The sequence below is a fragment of the Kocuria sp. WN036 genome (assembly GCF_002287015.1).
Lineage (GTDB): Bacteria > Actinomycetota > Actinomycetes > Actinomycetales > Micrococcaceae > Kocuria > Kocuria rosea.
Genome location: NZ_NSKF01000009.1, coordinates 74,256 through 94,728, shown reverse-complemented (window position 1 = coordinate 94,728; position 20,473 = coordinate 74,256). Strand labels below are relative to the sequence as shown.

The following is a 20,473-nucleotide window of genomic DNA, read 5'->3' as shown; positions in this document are numbered from 1 at the left end:
CGGTGGAACGGACGCTGGACCTCCCGCGGTGCGAGAGGTCCAGCGGGTGGGGTGCTACTCGCCCGAGAAGGCCGTGGCGAACATGTCCGGGATGTTCATCGCGATCTGGAAACCCACCACGATGGCGATGATCCCCAGGACGGCCAGCAGCGCGGTCTGCCACCACTTGTTCACGGCGTAGTCGGCCATGAACTTCTTGCTGCCGGTCAGGACGAGGATCCCGACGACGATGAACGGCAGGCTCAGCACCGTGGAGACGCTGGTGCCCACGATGTTCAGGGCGATGAGGTTCGGCGCCGCGGGGAGGGAGGCCAGCAGGGGCAGGACGATGAAGCCGATGACCTGGATCTTCTTGAACAGGGGGTCCTGCTCGTCGCGGCCGCCGAGGAACTTCTGGCCGCCCCGGGTGCTGAGGTGGATGCCGTTGACGGCCAGCTGGGCGAAGCCGCGGGACTGGGGCGGGAAGCTGGTCATGGCCGCCAGGAAGATGCACAGCCACAGCAGGATGGGCCCGATGGGACCCACGGCGAGGTTCATCATCTGCGACAGGTCGTGCTCGGTGTTGATCACGAAGCCGGGGTTGTCGCGGGAGAACTCCGCCGCGACGATCCAGAACAGCAGGTTGATCACGAGCAGCGGGGCCATCCCGGCCACGAGGTCCAGCTGCTGGATGCGGCGGTAGCGCGGGCCCACCCAGCCCTTGTCCTTCATGAACCCGGAGTAGAGCATGTTCGGCATGTTGCCGGCGATGGTGCCGATGGTGGCGCTGGCGATCACGATGGGGGCGAAGGCGCTGTCCAGGGAGTTCGGGGGCATCTCGAAGGCCATGCCCCGCACGAAGCCGCCCACGTCGAAGTGGCCGATCTGCACGAGCGCGTAGAGGAAGGCGAGGATCATCGCCACCGAGGCGAAGCGGGCGAAGTACTCCAGGATGACGAAGGACCGCTTGCGGGTGACCATGAACAGGGTCACCCCCATCACCACCAGGGCGCACACGAAGTTGCCCCAGGACCCGCCCCAGCTGCCGCCGGTCAGCTGGTAGAGCCCGATCGCGGAGGCCTTGAGGAAGGTCGCCTGGGTGACGAAGCCGGCGATCAGCACCACCACGGCCATGAAGCCGGGCAACCAGGGCAGGATGCGCTTGAAGCCCTCGAGGATCTGGGTGTCCCCGAACCGGTTCATCAGCGTGTACTTGGCGATCGCGGAGATGATGAAGGTGCGGGCGATCAAGGACAGGATCAGCGTCCACAGCAGTGCGTAGCCGTAGTTGGCCCCCGACACGGAGGAGCTGACCAGGTCCCCGGTGCCCAGGAACGTCATGGCCAGCACCAGGCCCGGCCCGAGCGAGGTCACCAGACCGAGGCCCTTGGGCAGGGCGTGCTGTTCGGGGTAGAGCTGCGCGGGCGAGGGTGCGGCTGGGGTCTTCGTCGACATGGTCGGTCTCCTTGCGAAACGTCACTGCGGGCGGTTCGGGCGCGCCGGGCGGGTGAACTCAGACGGTGCGCCACCAGGACGGGTCGACGTGATGCCGATCACCTGCTTGCGCGATCTGAGTAGGATCCTGGCACAACTGCGTGATGTGCGCAACACGAGACGGGGATTTTTCCGGAGTGTCCGGCGAGCGGCCTCAGCGCCTGCACCCTGCTTGCGCGGCTCAACGCGCACAGTACGCGGCAGGGACCGCGCACTCGTCGGGGCGGCGCACCCGGCAATTCCACACACCCGGGGCGACATGTTGCGCGAAACGCGCAATACTGTGGGGGTGCGCCCGTCTGCACGCAACCTGCGCACTCCCCCCTCGACCGGAAGGTGCCCGATGACCGGCATGGAGCTCGCCCTCGTAGTGCTCGTGGTGACCGTGGCCTCGTGCCTCCAGGGCGCCATCGGTTTCGGCCTCGGCCTGCTCGCCGCTCCGGTCGTCGCCCTGTTCGACCCCTCGCTGCTGCCCGGCTCCCTCATCCTGCTCGCCACGGGGGTCACCGTGCTCGGCGTGGTGCGGGACCGGGGCTCCGTGGATCTCAAGGGCACCGGCTGGGCCCTGCTCGGCCGGGTCCCCGGCACCGCGGCGGGCGCCCTGCTGGTGGCGGCGCTGCCCGCGCAGGCGCTGGCCCTGGCGCTCGCCGGCACCGTCCTGCTGGCCGTGCTGCTGAGCGTGTGCGGCTGGCAGCCCCGCCCGCGCCCCGCGGCGGTCGCCGCGGCCGGTGCGGCGTCGGGTCTCCTCGGAACCGCCACGTCGATCGGCGGCCCGCCCATGGCCCTGGTCTGGCACGGCTCCTCGCGGGCCCGGATGCGGGGCACCATGAGCGCCTTCTTCCTGGTCGGCGCCCTCATGTCCCTGACCGCGCTGACGGCGGTGGGGGCGATCGACCGGCGCACGCTGGTCTTCGCCGGCGTCCTGGCTCCGGCCATGGTGCTGGGCTTCGCGCTCTCCGGACCCGTCAACCGACGGATCGACCGCAGGCTGGTGCGCCGCCTGGGCCTGGGGGCCTCCACGCTCGGCGCGGTCCTCGTCCTGGTGCAGGCCCTCTGAGCGGCGGCGGCACCCCGGGCTCAGGGCTCAGATCTCCACGGACCCCTGGACGTGCTCGAACACCAGGCTGGTCTGTGTGGCCGCCACCGCCTGGTTGGAGGACAGGTGCTCGAGGACGAACTGGCGGATGTGGTCGGTGTCCCGCGCCGTGACGTGGATCAGGAAGTCGTCCGAGCCCGCCAGGAAGAAGAACTGGGACACCTCGGGCACCGACTTCAGCCCCTCACCGAACGCGGACATCAGGTGCCGGGCGCCGGGCCGCAGGCGCACGCTGATGAGGGCCTCGATGGTGCTCCCGAGCGCCCGGGGGTCTACCTCGACCGTGAACCGGCGGATCACGCCCGAGCGCTGCAGACCCTTCATCCGGGCCAGACAGGTGGACGGCGCCACCCCGAGGGCCTCGCTGAGCGCCTGGTTGGTGGCCCGGGAGTTCTCCCGCAGCAGCGCGAGCAGCCGCCGGTCGAGATCGTCCAGCTCGGGGGCCGGGCGCAGATCCTGCGACGGGCGCCGCGTGTCGTGGCTCACATTGTCCATCATTCCGCCACTTCTCGGTCGATTGCCGAAGGATCGGCGAAAAAGCCCACGGACACGGCCGCAAACCGTAGCTTGATTCCACCCAGTCTACGTTTCCTGCGGAAGAAGGACCCCGATGATCGTCTCCGTCCCCCGTGAAGTGAAGAACAACGAGCACCGCGTGGCCATCACCGCCTCCGGGGTCCACGAACTGGTCGCCCACGGCCACCGCGTTCTCGTGGAGGCCGGCGCCGGCACCGGCTCGGGCATCCCCGACGAGGACTACACCGCCGCCGGGGCCGAGCTCGTGGCCGACGCCGACGAGCTGTGGGCCCGCGCCGACCTGGTGCTGAAGGTCAAGGAGCCCGTGGCCTCCGAGTACCACCGGTTCCGGCGGGGCCTGGTGCTGTTCACCTACCTGCACCTGGCCGCCGAGCCCGAGCTCACCGCGGCGCTGCTGGAGTCCGGGGTGACCGCCATCGCCTACGAGACCGTCCAGACCGCCGACCGGCGGCTGCCCCTGCTGGCCCCCATGAGCGAGGTCGCCGGCCGGCTGTCCGTCCAGGCCGGGGCCGCCGCCCTGACCGCCCCCGCCGGGGGCAAGGGCGTGCTGTTGGGCGGGGTGCCGGGGGTGCGCCCGGCCAAGGTCACCGTGATCGGCGCCGGGGTGGCCGGCACCAACGCCGCGGCGATGGCTGTCGGCCTGGGCGCGGAGGTCACCGTCCTGGACGTGAACGTGGACCGCCTGCGCGAGCTCGACGACCGGTACGCCGGCCGGTTGCGCACGGTCGCCTCGAACAGGTTCGAGATCGAGCGCTCGGTGACCGAGGCGGACCTCGTCGTGGGCTCCGTGCTGATCCCCGGCGCCAAGGCCCCGAAGCTGGTCACCAACGAGATGGTCGCCCGGATGAAGCCGGGCAGCGTCCTGGTGGACATCGCCGTGGACCAGGGCGGGTGCTTCGAGGACAGCCGCCCCACCACCCACCAGGACCCGGTCTTCACGGTGCACGACACCGTCTTCTACTGCGTGGCGAACATGCCCGGCGCGGTGCCGAACACCTCGACCTACGCGCTGACCAACGTCACGCTGCGCTACGCCGTGGCCCTGGCCGACCAGGGTGTCACCGCGGCGCTGGCGGCCGACCCCGCCCTGGCCGCCGGGCTCAACACGATGGCCGGGCACGTGACGCACCGCTCGGTCGGCGAGGCCCACGGCCTGGAGGTCGTCGACCGGTCGGAGCTGCTGCCCGCCGCCTGAGCCGCACGCCCGCGCCGGGAGCGTGGGCCCGCAGGTCCTAGCATGGGCAGAGCGCAGCAGATCAGCATCCCGGCACGAGGAGCCCCATGCACCGCATCCCCGACGAGGTCGACACCCCGGACGTCCTGATCGACCGGGACGTGCTCGAGCGCAACATCGCGCGGATGGCCGCGGCCGTGCGCGAGCGGGGCCTGCTGCTGCGCCCGCACGCCAAGACGCACAAGGTCCCGGAGATCGCGGCGCTGCAGCTCGCCGCCGGCGCGGCCGGGCTGACCGTGGCCACGCTCGGGGAGGCCGAGGTCTTCGCCGCGCACGGGGCCGAGGACCTCTTCGTCGCGTACCCGCTGTGGGTCGGCCCGCGCCAGGCGGAGCGCCTGCGCCGGCTGAGCGCCGCGGCCCGGATCAGCGTGGGGGTGGACTCCGCCGAGGCCGCCGCCGTCATGGGCGAGCGGCTGGGGGGCGCGGCGGGGGACGTCGCCGTGGTCGTGGAGATCGACAGCGGCCACCACCGCAGCGGGGTCCGCCCGGAGGACGCCGCGGACGTCGCCCGGGCCGCGGCCCGGGCCGGGCTGCGCGTGGAGGGCGTCTTCACCTTCCCGGGCCACAGCTACGCCCCGGGCATGCCGGTCGAGGCGGCCGCGCAGGAGCAGCAGGCCCTGGACCGGGCGGCCGGGCAGCTGGCTGCCGCGGGCTTCGAGGTGCGGCGCCGCAGCGGCGGCTCCACGCCCAGTGCGCTGCTGACCGACAGCGCCACGGCCACGGAGGTGCGGCCGGGGGTCTACGTCTTCGGCGACGCCCAGCAGCTGGAGCTCGGCCGGTGCGCCCTCGAGGACATCGCCCTCACCGTGGCCGCGACCGTGGTCAGCCGGCACGAGGGCGGCAACGGGGTGCCGCGGCGGACCGTCCTGGACGCCGGCAGCAAGGTCCTCGGCAGCGACCGGCCCGCCTGGGCCACCGGCTGCGGGCGGCTGATGGACCACCCGGACGCCCGGATCACGGCCCTGTCCGAGCACCACGCCACCGTCGTCTGGCCCGAGGACGCCCCGCTGCCCGCCCTCGGCGAGCGCCTGCGCGTCATCCCCAACCACGTGTGCCTGACCATGAACCTCGTCGACGACGTGGCCGTGGTGCGCGAGGGCGCCCTGCTGGAGCGCTGGACCGTGGCCGCGCGGGGCCGCAACTCCTGACCCCGCGGCCCGCCGGGCGCCCGCCGAACGATCCCGGGCACGGCGGATCGGCGCGAGGCTGCGGCGGAGCCGGCCCGGCGGCTCAGCGCGGGGGCGGCGGCGGAGCGGGCGCGCCCTTCGGCGGCGCGATCTTGGGGAACGAGCGGGCGGCCCCCGGGGCCGCCGCGTCCTCGGTCTCCGGGGCGCCCGCGGTCCCGGGCCAGGCGCGGCCGGCGGCCGGGTCCCAGTGGGCGTCGACCACCTTGCGCTGCACCACGATCGCCAGCACCAGCACCCCGAGCCCGATCAGGGAGATGACCACGATGCCGCCGACGGATCCGATCTTGGCGGCGGAGCCCACGGCGATCCCGAACCAGCCGAAGTCGGCGTCGCCGAAGGTGGTGTTCTCCTCCCCGAAGGCGCCCAGGACGGAGAGCAGGAACGCGGGCAGGAACGTGATGATCAGGCCGTTGACGAAGCCGCCGGCGAGGGCCCCGCGACGCCCTCCGGTCGCGTTGCCGTAGACGCCGGCCGCGCCGCCGGTGAAGAAGTGGGGCACCAGCCCCGGCAGGATCAGGGCGAGGCCGATGGCGGGGTTGAGCCAGACGGAGAGGACGAGCAGCCCGATCAGGCCTCCCACGAAGCTGGAGATGAAGCCCAGCAGCACGGCGTTCTGCGCGTAGGGGAAGACGATCGGGGCGTCGAGGGCCGGGATGGCGCCGGGGACGACCTTGGCGGCGATGCCCTGGAAGGCCGGGACGAGCTCGCCCAGGATGGTGCGCACGCCGAAGAGGATGACCGCCACGGCCACGCCGAACTGCAGGCCCTGGGTGATCGACATCATGATGTAGTTGCCGACCCCGGTGGCGCCGCCCTCGAACGCGGTGAAGGCCTCCTCGGTCCCGGCCCGGGCGAGGAAGAGCACGGCGAGGACCACGTACATCAGGGCCATGGACAGGGCGGTGGCCACCATGGAGTCGCGGAGGAAGCGCAGTCCCTCCGGCAGCTTCGTGTCCTCGGTGGACCGGCTCTTCTTCCCCACGACCTGGCCCACGGCGCCGGCGGCGATGTAGCCGGCGGTGCCGAAGTGCCCGATGGCGACGCTGTCGTCGCCGGTGATCCTGCGGGTCCACGGGTGGGCGAGCGCCGGGAGGGAGACCATGAGGATGCCGAGGAGCACGGCGCCCAGCACCACGGTCACCCAGCTGCCGTACCCGGCGGTGGCGAGGATGATGGTCAGCATCGTGGCCATGAACAGCACGTGGTGGCCGGTGAGGAAGACGTAGCGCAGCGGGGTGAAGCGGGCGAGCAGCAGGCTCACGGCGAAGCCGAGGATCATCAGCCACGCGACCTGGGCCCCGTACTCGGCCTGGGCGATCCCGGCGATGGCCTCGTTGGTGGGGATCACGCCCTGAGCGCCGGTGGCGCCCAGGATCATGGCGCCCAGGGGTTCCAGGGAGGCGACGACGAGGGTGGCCCCGGCGCCGATCAGCAGGAAGCCGAGGGTCGCCTTGATGGCGCCGCCGATGATCTGGCCGGTGCTCTTGCGCAGGGCGGCCAGGCCCACGGCGGTGATGATGCCGATGAGGAACGCCGGGACGGCGAGGATCTCGCTGACCAGGAACTCGGGGATGCTGACGAGCCAGTTCACGGGAACACCTGCTTCTAGACGTCGTAGAGCTCACGCAGGGCGGCGTCGAGCTCGGTGGTGCTGGTGAAGTTCTCGATCACCTTCACGGGGACGCCGACGTCCCCGAGGGTGCGGGCGATCTCCCCGGAGGTGAGGATCAGGTCGGCCTCCTTGGCCTTGCCGCGGGCCGAGATGGTGTCGGTCGCCTCGACCGTGAGGTACTTGCCCCACCCCCAGTGGTCGAGCACCTGCTCCAGGGTGTTCTTGAGGAACAGGCTGGTGCCGAGACCGTTGCCGCAGACGGTGAGGATCTTGTTCCGGCTGTCCGCGGCTGTCTCCGCCGCCGTCGCCGCCGGCTCCGCGGCCGGCGCCTCGTCCGTCGTCGACGGTCGTCCCGACGGCGCCGGGGCCTCCTCCGTCAGCACGGCGAGCACCTCCTCCGGGGTCCTCGCCTCGTCCAGGGCGGTCCGGGTCCTCGGCGAGCCCAGCAGCGTGGCCAGCGTCCGCATGGCCTGGAGGTGCTCCTTCTGGTCCTTCGCGGAGAGGGCGACGACGAGGGTCACGGGGTCGTTCGCCGCGTGCCCGAACTCCACCGGCCGGGCCAGCCGGACCCAGGACATCGCGGTGCGGTGGACCGCCTCCGAGGGCCGGGCGTGGGCGAAAGCGAAGCCCGGCGCCACCACGATGTACGGGCCGTTCTCCTCGACGCTGGTGATCATGGCCTGCGTGTACTCGGCACTGATGGCACCCTGGCGCTCGAGAAGTCCACCGGCCAGCGCGATGGCGGCCCGCCAGTCCTCCGCCGGTTCGTCCAGGCAGATCGATCCGAGGTCCAGCAGCCGGCTGAGGTGAGACATACCTGACATGGTATCTCATATCCGCCCGTTTATGTGATCCACATCACATTCATTTTGGCCGATGCATGCGGGAACAGGGGAACCCGTCCCGAGGCCGGGCCCGGATCTGGCAGGCTGACAGGAGCACCTGCCCCGCCGGCAGGAGATCACTGCACCAGATCACCGCACTGTCGGGGAGGACCGAGATGAGCCAGCGCTCCGTGCCCGCGCACGCCCTGCCGTGGGTCGTCGTCGGCATCGTGCTCGTCGCACTGAGCCTGCGCGCCCCGATCATCGCCCCGACCCCGGTGATCACCCAGCTCCAGTCCGACCTCGGGCTCTCGGCGGCGACCGCGGGCCTGCTCACGGGGCTGCCGGTGCTGCTGTTCGCCCTGGCCACCCCGCTGGCCTCGAAGCTCATCGGACGCTTCGGCCCGGAGGCCGCGGTCCTGGTGTGCCTGACCGGGGTACTGGCCGGGACCGTGGTCCGTTCGGCCGGTCCCGCCCCGGTGGTCCTGGCCGGCACCGTGGTCATCGGTGCTGCGATCGCCGTCGGCAACATCGTGGTCCCGGTGATCATCCGCCGCGACGTCCCCTGGCGCCGGATCCCCACGGTCACCGCCGCCTACACCGCCGCCCTCAATCTCGGGTCGATGATCACCGCCCTGGGCACCGCCCCGCTCGCCGCGCTGGTCGGCTGGCGCTGGGCGCTGGCCTCCTGGGGCGTGCTGACGCTGGCGGCCCTGGTGTTCTGGCTGGTCGTGGCGCGCCGCCGGGCCGGCACGCCGCGCACCACCCCCGCCCCGGCCGAACCCGACACGGCCACCGGGGCGCTGCGGCAGGCCCGGGGCACCACGCAGATCCGGCGCATCGGCTGGTGGCTGACACTGACCTTCTGCGGGCAGGCCATCGCCTACTACTCCGTCACCGCCTGGCTGCCCACCCTGCTGGCCGACACCCGCGGGCTGAGCCTGGCGGCCTCCGGGGCCGGGGCCTCCCTGTTCCAGGTCGCCGCCATCGCCGGGGCCCTCGGGGTGCCCCTCCTGGCCGCCCGCGCCCCGGCGTGGGCGCCGGTGGCCGTCATCGGGGCGCTGTGGATCACTCTTCCCGTCGGGCTGCTGATCGCCCCCGAGTACTACCTGGTGTGGTCCGCCGTCGGCGGCGTCGCCCAGGGCGGGGGGTTCACCACGATCTTCTCGATCGTCGCGCGCATCGTCCGGACCGACGCCGAGGCCGCGGCGACCTCCGCCCGCATCCAGGGCAGCGGCTACCTGGCCGCCACCGTCGGCCCGCCGCTGATCGGGGCGTTGAACTCCGGCACCGGCGGGTGGACCGTCCCACTGCTGGTCGTCCTGGGCGCCACCGTGCTGTTCCTGGTCGGGGGGCTCCTGGCGGTCGCGGAGACGCGACGCCGCCGATAGGGGCACCACGAGCAGCCCGCCGCCGGGCACCGGGGACCGCGGGACGGCCGCGCAGCCGAGCACGCGGCCCCGGCTGCCGAATTAGGGCAGAGAAGTGTCAGCTAATCCGTGGACGGACTGCTACAGTCGAGCCACGAACCACTGAGGGTACCCTTACCCGTCCGCTCGACCGAAGGCTCCGCCCATGCTCCGTGGCACGACGCCCCCCGCCGGCACGCCCGTTCCCCTGCCCCGGGACGAGGCAGGGAGCGGCGCACGGGGCCTCGAGGGCGACTTCGCGTTCGCGGGCCGCCACGGGATCCTCCTCGCCCGCCGGGACCGGGAGCTGCCCGCCGGACGGATCACGGACGGCGGCGTGGATCCGGTCCTGGCCCGGCTGGACGAGGTCACTCGCGCGGTGGCCGGCACCCGGGCCGGCGGGGAGGCCCGGCCGGTGCTGTGCGGCACCATCCCCTTCGATCCGGACGAGCCGGCCGACCTGTTCCTCGCCGAGCGGCCCGTGTGGGCGCCCCGCCCCGCGCCCACGGCCCCGGTGCCCCTGGCGCGGCAGCTCGTGCCCGCCGCCCCGGCGCCGGACCCCGACCACCACGAGGCGCTCGCCGAGGCCCTGGACCGCATCGGCCGCGGCGCCGCCCCGCACCTGGTGCTGGCCCGCGCCCTGGACCTGCAGCTCTCCGCACCCGCGGACCTGGACCGGCTGTGGGAGGAGCTGGTGGCCCGCGCCGCCGGCGGCCACGCCTTCCTGGTGCGCCCCCGGGACGGCGGCACGGTCCTCGGTGCGGGCCCGGAGCTGACGGCCGAGGTGCGCCCGACCGGCTTCGCCTCCCACCCCCACACCGGCTGCGCCGCGCGCCACCCCACGGTCTCGGGCGACTCGGCCGCCCAGCAGTCCCTGCTGCGCTCCCCCGCCGCCCGGCGGCGGCACCAGCACGTCGTCGAGCACCAGGCCCGCCGCCTGGCACCGCTCGCCGCGTCCCTGCACGTGCCCGGGCAGCCCAGCGTGCCGGGCACCGACGCCGCCTGGCACCTGGCGACCCGTCTCACCGGCAGGCTGCACCGGGGCACCAGCGCGCTGCACGCCGCGGTGGCGCTGCACCGTGCGGCCGCCGGCGCCCCGGACCGGGAGACCCTGTCCCTGATCCGTGAGCTGGAGCCGCGGCCCCGCGGGGTCTTCGCGGGTCTGGTGGGCTGGACCGACGCCGCCGGGCACGGCCAGTGGGTGCCGGTCCTGCGCAGCGTCCACCTGCACGGCACGCGCGCCCGGCTGCACGCCGCCGCGGAGCTGGACGCCGCCTCCACCGTGGACGGTGCGCTGGCGGAGACGGCGGCGAACTTCGGCACGGTGCGGGCGGCGCTGGCGGCCGCCGGCGCGCCGGCGCGGACCGGCGCGGTCCCGCACGCCGCCTGACCCGTCACACCCGGGGAGCGGCACCGGCCCCCGTCACCGAGGGGTCGGCGGTCAGTCGAGCTCCACCACGGTGACCGGCAGGGGCAGGGACTCGGCGGTGAAGGTGGTCTGCTCGGAGAAGGGCACCCCCGCCTCGTCCCGGCCGAAGCACAGGGCGAGCACCTCCCCCGGCTCGGTGCCGGCCATGAGGGTCCAGTGCTGGCCGGCCGCGTCCACGGCGTGGGCCTGGTGGTCGAGGTCCGCCTCGCCCTCGACGTCGGCGAAGCGGGCCCGGTAGGCCTCCAGCTCCTCGGGGGTCTGGAGCACCCCGGCGGAGACGACCGCCTCCTCGTCGCCGGTGACGGCCGGGGCCACCGGATAGGCGATGCGGAACGGCGGCTCGAGGACCTCCAGCAGCTCCCGGGCGGGCGTGGCGTCGTCGCCGCGCAACCACAGCCGGCCCGTGCCGTCGACGAAGCCCGTGTACTCCTCGTCGTTGGGGTAGAAGCAGAGGAACCCCGAGCCCGGGATGCGCGCGGCCAGCCCGGTGAGGTCCGCGGCGTGCTCCACGGTCAGGAAGCGGGTGAGGGGCTCCAGCAGCAGGGGTTCCACGGGTGATGTCTCCTAGCGGGGCGGCGGGGCGGTGGGACGACGACGGGGCGGTCGCGCCCGGACGCTCTACGCTACGCCGCCGCCGCCCGGTCGTGGGACGACCCCGCTCGGCGCGGCCCCGGGAGCCGTGGTGGAGGCGGAGAGGCTCGCCGGGAGGAAGCGGACCGCGGCACGAGGCGGACGCGGCCTACGGCAGCACCGGCATCAGCAGTCCCAGGAGCACCAGGCCCGCCCCGCAGACCGCCAGCACCCAGACCGGGCGGTGCGGGGTGCTCAGTCTCCACTGCTCGGGGTGCCGGGAGTGGAACCAGACGACCACCTCGGCCCCGTGAGCAGGGACGGGCACCGGCGGGTGGTGCCAGGGCTCCTCGTGGATCTCGTAGCGCGTGGTGTGCCAGCGCAGGCAGTGCGCCTCGTCCCGGAGGATGTGGATCGCCTCGGTCCGGTGCCACCGGGCGTGCAGGCAGCGGATGATCACGGCCGCCGCCACCAGGGCCAGACCGGCGTTGGTCGCGGCGGCGCTGAGCACCTCGAGCAGGGCCGCTCCACTGAGTCCGGTCACGGCCCGAGCCTACTGGCGGGCTGCGCCGGTTCTCATCCGCCTTTCATCTTTCCCAGCCTTCTCCCGGCTGGGATTGCTAGATTTCCTGGTTCCTGCGGCCCTGTTGCTGGACCGCCCTGTGCACGAGTGAGATACGGAGATCATGAGCGCCCACTGCGACGCGCCCTGTGACAGACCCCGGCCTTCGGGCCGTGCAGATGTGACGAGGTGGTGGGGCGGATGGAAGTCCTGTCGATCCTCCTCGGGGTGGCCCTGATCGCCGCCTGCGGGGCCTTCGTGGCCGCCGAGTTCTCGCTGATCACCGTCAACCGCAACGACGTCGAGGCCGCAGCGGCCACGGGTGACCGCCGTTCGGGCGGGGTGCTGCGGGCGATGAAGACCCTGTCCACGCAGCTCTCCGGAGCGCAGCTGGGCATCACCGTGACGAACCTGGGCATCGGCTTCCTGGCCGAGCCGGCCATCGCCGCCCTGATCGTGGGCCCGCTCACCGACGCCGGGCTGTCCCCGGTGGCGGCCCGCTCCACCTCCATCGTGCTGGCGCTGGTGCTGGCGACCGGCCTGACCATGATCTTCGGGGAGCTGGTGCCCAAGAACCTGGCCATCTCCAAGCCGCTGGCCACCGCGCGTGCGGTGAGCGGGTTCCAGCGCGGTTTCACCAGAGCTCTGGCCTGGCCGATCCGGCTGTTCAACGGCAACGCCAACCGCATCGTGCGCGCCCTCGGGGTGGAGCCGCAGGAGGAGCTGGCCTCGACCCGCTCCCCCGAGGAGCTCGCCGGGCTGGTGCGCCACTCCGCCGAGCGGGGGGCGCTGGCCGCGGCCACCGCCGAGCTGGTCGAGCGCTCCTTCGCCTTCGGCGACCGCCGCGCCCACGACGTGATGACCCCCCGGGGTCAGATGACCACCCTGGCCCCGGACGCGTCCGTGCACGAGCTGCTGGCCGCGGCCAAGGCCTCGGGGCACTCCCGCTTCCCCGTCCTCGACGCGGACGAGGGCGCGGTCCTGGGCCAGGTGCACGTGCGCCACGGCCTGGCCGTGCCCTACCGCGAGCGGAACGCCGTTACCGTGGGAACGGTCATGGACGAGGTGACCTTCGTCCCGGACACGGTGGAGCTGGACGAGCTGATGGACACCCTGCGCGCCGGGGGCCTGCAGATGGCGGTGCTGATCGACGAGTTCGGCGACACCGCCGGGCTGGTCACCCTGGAGGACCTGGTCGAGGAGCTCGTCGGAGAGGTGCGCGACGAGCACGACCCCGAGCCGGAGCCCGTCACGGTGGAGCCGGACGGGTCCTGGGACCTCTCCGCGGCGCTGCGCCCGGACGAGGCGGCCGAGCACCTCGGCGCGGCGGTCCCCGAGCACGAGGACTACGAGACCCTCGCCGGGCTCGTGACCCTGCACCTGGGCCGACTGGCCGAGGTCGGGGACCGGGTCACGGTGGCGGCCGCCCCCGCGCCCGGTGAACCGGAGGCCACGATCACCTTCGAGGTCACCGCGCTGGACGTCCACCGCATCACCGCGGTGCACGCCCGCGTCCACCGCCCCGGTGACGGGACGGCACCCGAGGACGGCGCGGAGGACCGCGCCGTGGAAGTGCCCGCCCACCAGAAGGAGTCCGTCCGATGAGCGAGGTCACCGGCCTGATCCTGACCGTGGTGCTCCTGGGCGCCAACGCGTTCTTCGTCGGCGCGGAGTTCGCCCTGATCTCCGCCCGCCGCACCATCATCGAGCCCAGGGCGCTGTCCGGGTCCTGGGCCGCGAAGGTGACCCTGGGGGCCATGGAGAACGTCTCGCTGATGATGGCCGGCGCACAGCTGGGCATCACCATCTGCTCCCTGGCCCTGGGCTACATCAGCGAACCGGCCATCGCCCACCTGCTGGAGGTGCCCTTCGCCGCGATCGGCGTCCCGGAGGCCTTCGTGCACCCGATCGCCTTCGCGATCGCCCTGTCCCTGGTGACCTACCTGCACGTGGTGTTCGGGGAGATGGTGCCCAAGAACATCGCCCTGGCCGGGCCGGAGCGCATGGCGATGGTCCTGGCCCCCGTCCTGGTGGGCATCGTCACCGCCCTGCGCCCGCTGCTGTGGCTGCTCAACGGCGTCGCCAACGTGATCCTGCGGCTGCTGAAGGTGGAGCCCAAGGACGAGGTCACCTCGGTGTTCACCCGTGACGAGGTCGCGGCCCTGGTCGAGGAGTCCCGCCACGGCGGTCTGCTGGAGGCCAACGACGAGCGGCTGCTGCTCGGGGCCCTGACCTTCGAGCAGCGCAGCGTGACCGGGATCGTGATCCCGCTGGACGGGGTCACCACCCTGCCCGCCGGGGTCACCCCCGCCCAGGCCGAGACGGTGGCCTCCGGCGGGTTCTCCCGGTTCCCCATCTTCGACGTCTTCGGGGAGCTCGCCGGGTACGTGCACATCAAGGACCTGATCGAGATCGACGAGGACGCCCGGGACACCCCGATCGACCCGTCCCTGATCCGCGCGCTGCCCACGATCGACCGGGACATGCCCCTGCGCCGGGCCCTGGCCCTGATGCAGAACTCCGGGGCCCACCTCGGCCTCGTGCTCGACGAGCGCGGCAGGACCGAGGGCATCGTCACCCTGGAGGACATGCTCGAGGAGCTCGTCGGGCAGATCCGCGACGACAGCCGCACGCTCCGGGTCGGCTAGGGCCCGCGGGTCGGGACCTCCTGTTTCCGTCGGCGCTCGTGCCTCGCCGCCAGCCAGAGGGCGGCGAGCATAACGCCGAGGACGTCGGCGAAGCCGAGGATCGCCGCCCAGGGCATCGTGATGTCACCGCCCTGCAGATTGTTGTAGAGCGATCCCAGGGGCACCAGCAGCGGCCACAGGACGACGACGTTGCGCGCCACGGCGAAGGCGACCGCGTAGACCACCCCGAGCCCGAGGAGGAACAGCATCTCGGAACCGCCCATGCCGTACCCGACGTGGTAGGCGGCGTACAGCAGGGCGGACCCGCCGATGCCGGCCACGGATCCAGGTGGTGTAGACGACCGGGCCCACCACGCCGAGCAGCATCCCGGCGGCGAAGCACAGGAACAGGCCCAGGGTGTTCTGCTGGGTGTACACCCGGAAAGCGAGCCAGAACAGGGCCACGACCCCGAGGTAGAGCCCGGCCACCACGGCCAGGTCCAGCCGGTCCACGTGCAGAGCCCAGCGGGGGCGGGGGCCGGGGACGGCGAGCAGCAGGGCCAGGGCCGCCGCCGGGACGGCGATCCCGTAGAGGACCTGGTTGCCGACGCCGAGCAACAACAGGGCGGCCACGAGGAAGACCGGCCACACCACGCGGTGGCGGGAGCCCCTGTCCGTGTTCATCGCCGGGTCCTCGACGCGGCGGTCTGCGCGGGCCGACCCCGCACGGGCCGGGAGGGTCCCCGGCCTGGGGCAGTCACATTAGTCCCCGCCGGTGACCGGCGCCTACCCCCCCTGGACGTCCCCTGGGATCTGTGACGTGAACACGGCGACGGTCCTGTTGACGGCCTTCGACCGGGAGGGTCTCGATCCGCATCAAGCCGCTGCCGGTCCCGGCCGCCGTCGGGCCCAGCACAGCGGGACACCCGCGAAGTCTTGACGGAATCTTGAGGATCCCGCGAGGTGGGCGTCGAACGTGGACGAGACCCTGAAGTCAGATCGGCCCCGGACACCCCGGGGCCATGGACGCGGTCCCGACGGGCCGCACACTGCGACCGGCCCGGGAAGGGCCGGCTTGATCAGGGGGAGTCATGAGCGCGATGTCACGAGCGGAGAAAACCGATCCAGGGGGACTCGACGATGCACTGATCCGGCCCACGCGCCGGCTGGTTGGGATCGATGCGGCGAGGGGGCTGGCGCTGATCGGGTTGATGGCCATCCACATCCTGCCCTCCTGGAACGAGGAGACCGGGGAGGCCAGCTTCACCTGGCGGGTGTTCTCCGGGGACTCCGCGGCCCTGTTCGCCCTGCTGGCCGGGGTCGGGCTGGCTCTGACCTCCGGGGGACGCCACCCGCACGAGGGAAAGGCGATGACCGCCGACCGGATCGGGCTGGCCGTGCGTGCGGTGCTGATCGCGATCGTGGGGCTGTGGATCGGCGCCCTGATGCCCGAGGACCCGCCGGCCTACAGCATCTTGCTCTACTACGGGGTGTTCTTCCTGCTGGCGATCCCGTTCCTGCACGCGGGGCCGAAGGTACTCTTCGCCTCCGCGGCGGTCTTCGGGGTGGTGTCCCCGCTGCTGATGCAGGGCCTTCTCGACCAGCTGCCCGCCTGGAGCTCCTACAACCCGACGCTGAGCACTCTCGTCACCGAGCCCGGGGCCACGGCCTCCCAGCTGCTGCTGACCGGGTCCTACCCGGCTCTGCCGTACATGACGTACCTGCTGGTGGGGATGGGGCTGGGCCGGTTGAACCTGCGCAAGCAGGAGGTCCAGATCCGGCTGCTGGTGACCGGCATCGGGATCGCGATCTTCGCCCGGGCCACCTCCTACTTCCTGCTCTACGCCTTCGGCGGCTACCAGCGGCTGCTGGAGGCCTCCTCCTTTGGTGAGGAGGAACTGGCTGAGGTCCTGATCTGGGGACCGGACTCCCTGCCGACCTCCACGGTGTGGTGGCTGGCGATCGCCACCCCGCACACCAACACCCCGCTGGCCATCGCGGCCAGCCTCGGCGTCAGCCTGGCCGTGCTCGGGGCGCTGCTGCTGATCGCCCGCAAGGCCGAGGCGTGGCTGCTGCCGCTGGCCGCGATGGGGGTCATGACCTTGACCCTGTACACCGCTCACCTGGTGGCCCTGTCGTTTGAGGCTCACTACGACCAGCCCTATCTCTGGTACGTCATCCACCTGGTGGTCGCGGCCCTGTTCGCGGTGGCCTGGCACCGGGCCTTGGGCCAGGGACCGCTGGAACGGGTGATCGGGCTGTCCGTGAAGGGCACCCGCCGGGCAGTGCTCCACAGCGGCCCCGGCACCCCGGACCGGTAGCCGCCACTGGCCCCTCCTGAGGCTCAGTCGGTGAGCCGGGGGCGAGGCAGACTGATGCGGAAGCTGGCTCCGCGTCCGGGGCCTGCACTGGTGGCTTCCAGGGTCCCGCCCTGAGCCTCGACCAGGGCCTTGCTGATCGCCAGGCCCAGCCCCGAGCCTCCGCGGTGGGCCTCCCGGCCGGTGTTCGCGCGGTAGAAGCGCTCGAAGACGTGCGGAAGATTCTCGTCGCTGATGCCCTCCCCCGAATCGGTGACCGTGTAGGTGACCGCCTCGGGGGTGTGGTCGGTGCGCAGGACGATGGTGCCCCCGGGCGGGGTGTGGCGCAGGGCGTTCTCCAGCAGGTTGCTCAGCACCTGGCCCATCCGCTCCGGATCCAACGGCACTTCCGTCACCTCCATACCTGTGCTCACCGAGGTGATCGATACACCTTTGCCGATCACGTCAGGCTCGATCGCCGCGACCGCCTGGGCCGCCAGGTGCTGCGGGTCCTGGGGGGTGAGCTGGAGGCGCGTCATGCCCTCCTCGGCGGCGGTGAGCTGACGGATGTCGCGGGCCAGCCGCTCCAGGCGGGCGATCTGGGCGGAGAGGATCCCGATGGTGTGCTCGTCGAGGGCGACCACCCCGTCCTCGATGCCCTCCAGGTGTCCTTTGAGACTGGCCAGCGGGGTGCGCATCTCGTGGGCGAGATCAGCGAGCATCTGGCGCCGGGTGGTGTCCACCGCGCTGAGCTTGGCGGCCATCTCGTTGAAGGAGGAGGCCAGGGAGTCGAACTCCGGGCCCAGCTTCGCCGAGGTCACCCGCACCTCGTAGTTGCCCGCCGCGACCTCACCCGCCGCCGTGCTGAAAGCGGCCAGGGACCGTCTGATGGTGCGGTAGAGGTAGTAGGTGAGCATCCCGGCGATGTAGAGCGCCGGCAGCCCCCCGATGGCCAGGGCTGTGAGGCTCACCGAGCGGAAGGCGTCCTCCAGGTGCACCAGCCCCTCGGCCTCGTCGGCGTGCCCGACGTCGATGAGCTCCTGGTAGAACATGTTCGGCCCGATCAGCACCGCGGTCACGACCACGATGAGCAGCCCGATCAGCAGCACCGCGGTCTGGGCCAGCATCAGCCGAACGGTCAGCGGCCCCCAGGGACGGGTACGGTTCGAGACCATGGTGCTCATCGCCCGGTGCCCATCCGGTAGCCGACCCCGCGGATGGTGTGGATGAACCTCGGGGAGGCGGCCGTATCGGCCAGCTTCTTGCGGATCCGCCCGATGTGCACGTCCACCAGGTGCGCGTCCCCGGTCCAGGCGGTGTCCCAGACCGTCTCCACCAGCTGCCGGCGCGAGAGCACCAGATTCGGGTGGGCGGCGAGGGCCGCCAGCAGATCGAACTCGATCCGGGTCAACAGGACCGGTTCCCCGGCCAGGTGCACCTCCCGGGCGGCTTCGTCCACCACCAGGTCCCCGATCACCAGACCCTGGTCCTGGCCCGCCGGCTCCGCGGGCGCCGGGACGGGGCGGGTGCGCACCCGGCGCAGCATGGCCTGCACCCGGGCCACGAGCTCGCGCGGGCTGAACGGCTTGGTCACGTAGTCGTCGGCTCCCACCGACAGGCCCACGATCTTGTCGACCTCGTCGTCGCGGGCGGTGAGCATCAGCACGTGGCAGTCCGAGAAGGTCCGCACCTGACGGCACACCTCGATCCCGTCGATCCCCGGCAGCCCCAGGTCGAGCACCAGCACGTCCGGCGCGTACTCCCGCACCGCGGCGACCGCCTCCGTGCCGTCGTGGCGCACCGCGACGTCCAGCCCCGCCTTGCGCAGATAGCCCGCGACCAGCTGCGCGAGGTCGACCTCGTCGTCGACCACCAGGACGCGGCCCGTAGGCGGTGGGGGCATGTCGGCTCCTTCGGCAGGGCCGCCCGTCCAGGACCGGGCGGCGGGGCACGGATCAGTCGTGGACGGGTTCGCCGGTGATCCGGTGGTCGGCGTGGTTGAAGATCTCGCGGATCAGGCGGACCAGGTGCCCGTCGGGCACGGAGTAGATCACGTGCCGGCCGTCCTTGTGCGTCTCGACCATCCCGGACAGCCGCAGCTTGGCCAGGTGCTGGCTCACCACGGTGCGGGGCGCCCCCGTGGCTCGGGTGAGCTCCGTGACGCTGCGGGGTCCGTGGGTCAGCAGCCACAGCAGGTGGAGGCGTGTCGGCTCGGCCAGCATCCGCAGCGTCGTGCTCGCGGCCGCCAGGTGCTCCGGGCCCGGATCCACCTCGTGACGCAGGGACGCGGCGCCCGCGCTGGTCTCAGTCGTGGTGTTCACGGTTCCCATCCTCCCCCACCACGATGGTGCACGGCGGGTGCCGCGGCCAGGAGACGGCCGCGGCACCGGCCCCGAGGGCGGCGACCACCGTCAGCACGGCCGCCGACCAGCCCAGCCCCGAGGAGGCGCCGATCCACCCGGCCACCGGATAGGTGAGGATGAAGCAGGCGTGGGAGAGGGAGAACTGGGCCGTGAAAACGTACGGCCGGGTGGCCTCGTCCGCGGCGTCGCGCAGCAGGCGGGCCGAGGGCGTGAGCACCGCCGAGGTGGCCGCGCCCAGCAGCGCCCACAGGCCCAGCAGCGCCCACCACCCGGTGTCCGCACCGGCCCGGAAGGACAGGATCGTGGTGGCCAGCATCACCGGCGGGATGGTGCCCGCGCCGGTGAGCATCACCAGCCGGTTGCCGAACCGCTCCAGCGCCGCGGGAGCGCACAGCGCCACCACCATGGACCCGATGCCGAAGGCCGCCAGGGCGACCGCCAGGTCCGTCTCGGGACGCCCCAACACCTCACGGACGTAGACCACCGTGTTCACCAGCACCAGGGCGGTCGGGGCTGCCACCGCGAGGTCCAGGGCCAGCAGGGAGCGCAGGTGCGGGCTGCTCCAGAAGATCCGCACCCCCAGAGTGGTCCGGTACCACACGGACCCCTGCTCTCCGGGCCCGGCCGCCCCTGCCGGCAGCGCTGCGGCGAGCACCAGCACAGCGGAGACCACGAAACCTCCGGCGGTGCCCAGGAACAGGTCGTGGTAGGTGAGCACGCTCAGCGCCACCGCGGCCAGTGCCGGGCTGACCAGCGCCTCCAGGTCGTACGCCAGCCGCGAGAGGGACAGGGCGCTCGTGTAGTCCCGCTCCCGCGGCAGCACGGCCGGGATCACCGACTGGAACGCCGGGGTGAAGGTCGCCGAGGCCGCCTGCAGCACGAACACCACCGCGTAGACCTGCCACACCTCGCTGATCAGCGGCAGGCACAGGGCCATCGCCGCCCGGACGATGTCGGCGCCGATCAGGACCGGCTTCACGGGCAGACGGGCCACCACGGCGTTGACCACGGGGGCCACCCCCACGTAGGCGATCATCTTGATCGCCAGTGCCGTGCCCAGCACCGCCCCGGCGCGGGCTCCGGCCAGGTCGAAGGCCAGCAGTCCCAGTGCCACGGTCAGCAGACCGGTGCCGAGCAGCGCCACCACCTGGGCGGTGAACAGCCGCCGATAGACCCTGTTCCCCAGAACGGTCAGCATGGGACCCCTTTGCGTGCACACGTGCGCTGATATGCACGTCTACGGTAGCAGGGGC

General features: G+C 72.5%; 19 protein-coding genes. 8 read left to right on the top strand and 11 right to left on the bottom strand.

Going from position 1 to position 20,473, the window contains the following annotated elements; translation table 11 throughout:
• Positions 1–54: 54 nt before the first annotated feature.
• The gene (locus tag CK505_RS07830; RefSeq protein WP_095650707.1) at positions 55–1,434 is read right to left on the bottom strand and encodes an Nramp family divalent metal transporter; all 1,380 of its coding nucleotides are present in this window, start codon (positions 1,432–1,434) and stop codon (positions 55–57) included.
• A gap of 382 nt (positions 1,435–1,816) precedes the next feature.
• Here CK505_RS07830 and CK505_RS07825 point away from each other — a divergent pair, with 382 nt between their 5' ends.
• Positions 1,817–2,530, top strand: coding sequence for a TSUP family transporter (locus CK505_RS07825; RefSeq protein ID WP_095650706.1), 714 nt, complete (start codon positions 1,817–1,819; stop codon positions 2,528–2,530).
• A 27-nt stretch (positions 2,531–2,557) separates the two neighbouring features.
• On the opposite strand, the gene CK505_RS07820 is transcribed toward CK505_RS07825, so the two are convergent.
• A complete protein-coding gene (locus CK505_RS07820; protein WP_095650738.1) occupies positions 2,558–3,064 on the bottom strand; it encodes an Lrp/AsnC family transcriptional regulator in 507 nt (168 codons plus the stop codon).
• A gap of 115 nt (positions 3,065–3,179) precedes the next feature.
• Here CK505_RS07820 and ald point away from each other — a divergent pair, with 115 nt between their 5' ends.
• Together ald and CK505_RS07810 are read left to right on the top strand one after the other, a co-directional pair.
• Entirely contained in the window at positions 3,180–4,301 is a 1,122-nt protein-coding gene (gene ald, locus CK505_RS07815; protein ID WP_095650705.1) for an alanine dehydrogenase, read from the top strand.
• Positions 4,302–4,387: 86 nt separating this feature from the next.
• Positions 4,388–5,488 carry an alanine racemase gene (locus CK505_RS07810; protein ID WP_095650704.1) on the top strand — a complete coding sequence of 367 codons (1,101 nt, stop codon included), beginning with the start codon at positions 4,388–4,390 and terminating at the stop codon, positions 5,486–5,488.
• An 82-nt stretch (positions 5,489–5,570) separates the two neighbouring features.
• Here CK505_RS07810 and CK505_RS07805 read toward each other — a convergent pair whose 3' ends face one another.
• Both CK505_RS07805 and CK505_RS07800 read right to left on the bottom strand, forming a co-directional pair.
• Positions 5,571–7,118, bottom strand: a complete 1,548-nt coding sequence (locus tag CK505_RS07805) for a PTS ascorbate transporter subunit IIC (RefSeq protein WP_095650703.1) — start codon at positions 7,116–7,118, stop codon at positions 5,571–5,573.
• 14 nt (positions 7,119–7,132) lie between these two features.
• A complete protein-coding gene (locus CK505_RS07800; protein ID WP_095650702.1) occupies positions 7,133–7,954 on the bottom strand; it encodes a PTS sugar transporter subunit IIA in 822 nt (273 codons plus the stop codon).
• Positions 7,955–8,139: 185 nt separating this feature from the next.
• Here CK505_RS07800 and CK505_RS07795 point away from each other — a divergent pair, with 185 nt between their 5' ends.
• Positions 8,140–9,354 carry an MFS transporter gene (locus tag CK505_RS07795; protein WP_095650701.1) on the top strand — a complete coding sequence of 405 codons (1,215 nt, stop codon included), beginning with the start codon at positions 8,140–8,142 and terminating at the stop codon, positions 9,352–9,354.
• 184 nt (positions 9,355–9,538) lie between these two features.
• A complete protein-coding gene (locus CK505_RS07790; protein WP_095650700.1) occupies positions 9,539–10,762 on the top strand; it encodes a chorismate-binding protein in 1,224 nt (407 codons plus the stop codon).
• Between the two features lie 51 nt (positions 10,763–10,813).
• On the opposite strand, the gene CK505_RS07785 is transcribed toward CK505_RS07790, so the two are convergent.
• Entirely contained in the window at positions 10,814–11,353 is a 540-nt protein-coding gene (locus tag CK505_RS07785; RefSeq protein WP_095650699.1) for a hypothetical protein, read from the bottom strand.
• 187 nt (positions 11,354–11,540) lie between these two features.
• Complete coding sequence (locus CK505_RS07780) at positions 11,541–11,915, bottom strand: hypothetical protein (RefSeq protein ID WP_095650698.1); 375 nt, start codon at positions 11,913–11,915, stop codon at positions 11,541–11,543.
• A 219-nt stretch (positions 11,916–12,134) separates the two neighbouring features.
• On the opposite strand from CK505_RS07780, the gene CK505_RS07775 reads away from it, so the two are divergent.
• Both CK505_RS07775 and CK505_RS07770 read left to right on the top strand, forming a co-directional pair.
• Positions 12,135–13,538 (top strand): hemolysin family protein, encoded by a 1,404-nt coding sequence (locus CK505_RS07775; protein ID WP_229587810.1) that lies wholly within the window; start codon positions 12,135–12,137, stop codon positions 13,536–13,538.
• Positions 13,535–14,581 (top strand): hemolysin family protein, encoded by a 1,047-nt coding sequence (locus tag CK505_RS07770; protein WP_095650697.1) that lies wholly within the window; start codon positions 13,535–13,537, stop codon positions 14,579–14,581. Before CK505_RS07775 ends, CK505_RS07770 begins: the two co-directional genes overlap by 4 nt.
• On the opposite strand, the gene CK505_RS07765 is transcribed toward CK505_RS07770, so the two are convergent.
• Positions 14,578–14,901 (bottom strand): hypothetical protein, encoded by a 324-nt coding sequence (locus tag CK505_RS07765; RefSeq protein ID WP_095650696.1) that lies wholly within the window; start codon positions 14,899–14,901, stop codon positions 14,578–14,580. The two genes, CK505_RS07770 and CK505_RS07765, sit on opposite strands and share 4 nt — an antisense overlap.
• A gap of 750 nt (positions 14,902–15,651) precedes the next feature.
• On the opposite strand from CK505_RS07765, the gene CK505_RS07760 reads away from it, so the two are divergent.
• The gene (locus CK505_RS07760; protein WP_369680086.1) at positions 15,652–16,881 is read left to right on the top strand and encodes a heparan-alpha-glucosaminide N-acetyltransferase domain-containing protein; all 1,230 of its coding nucleotides are present in this window, start codon (positions 15,652–15,654) and stop codon (positions 16,879–16,881) included.
• Between the two features lie 23 nt (positions 16,882–16,904).
• Here CK505_RS07760 and CK505_RS07755 read toward each other — a convergent pair whose 3' ends face one another.
• Genes CK505_RS07755 through CK505_RS07740 form a run of 4 tightly spaced genes read right to left on the bottom strand, consistent with a single transcriptional unit; the run spans position 16,905 to position 20,418 of the window.
• Positions 16,905–17,984 (bottom strand): cell wall metabolism sensor histidine kinase WalK, encoded by a 1,080-nt coding sequence (locus CK505_RS07755; RefSeq protein ID WP_095650694.1) that lies wholly within the window; start codon positions 17,982–17,984, stop codon positions 16,905–16,907.
• Positions 17,985–18,037: 53 nt separating this feature from the next.
• Positions 18,038–18,760 (bottom strand): response regulator transcription factor, encoded by a 723-nt coding sequence (locus CK505_RS07750; protein WP_095650693.1) that lies wholly within the window; start codon positions 18,758–18,760, stop codon positions 18,038–18,040.
• A 52-nt stretch (positions 18,761–18,812) separates the two neighbouring features.
• Positions 18,813–19,178 carry a helix-turn-helix transcriptional regulator gene (locus CK505_RS07745; protein WP_255250914.1) on the bottom strand — a complete coding sequence of 122 codons (366 nt, stop codon included), beginning with the start codon at positions 19,176–19,178 and terminating at the stop codon, positions 18,813–18,815.
• Positions 19,162–20,418: an MFS transporter gene (locus CK505_RS07740; RefSeq protein ID WP_095650692.1), complete on the bottom strand. Its 1,257-nt coding sequence runs from the start codon at positions 20,416–20,418 to the stop codon at positions 19,162–19,164. The genes CK505_RS07745 and CK505_RS07740 overlap by 17 nt, the downstream gene beginning before the upstream one ends.
• Between the last annotated feature and the right edge of the window lie 55 nt (positions 20,419–20,473).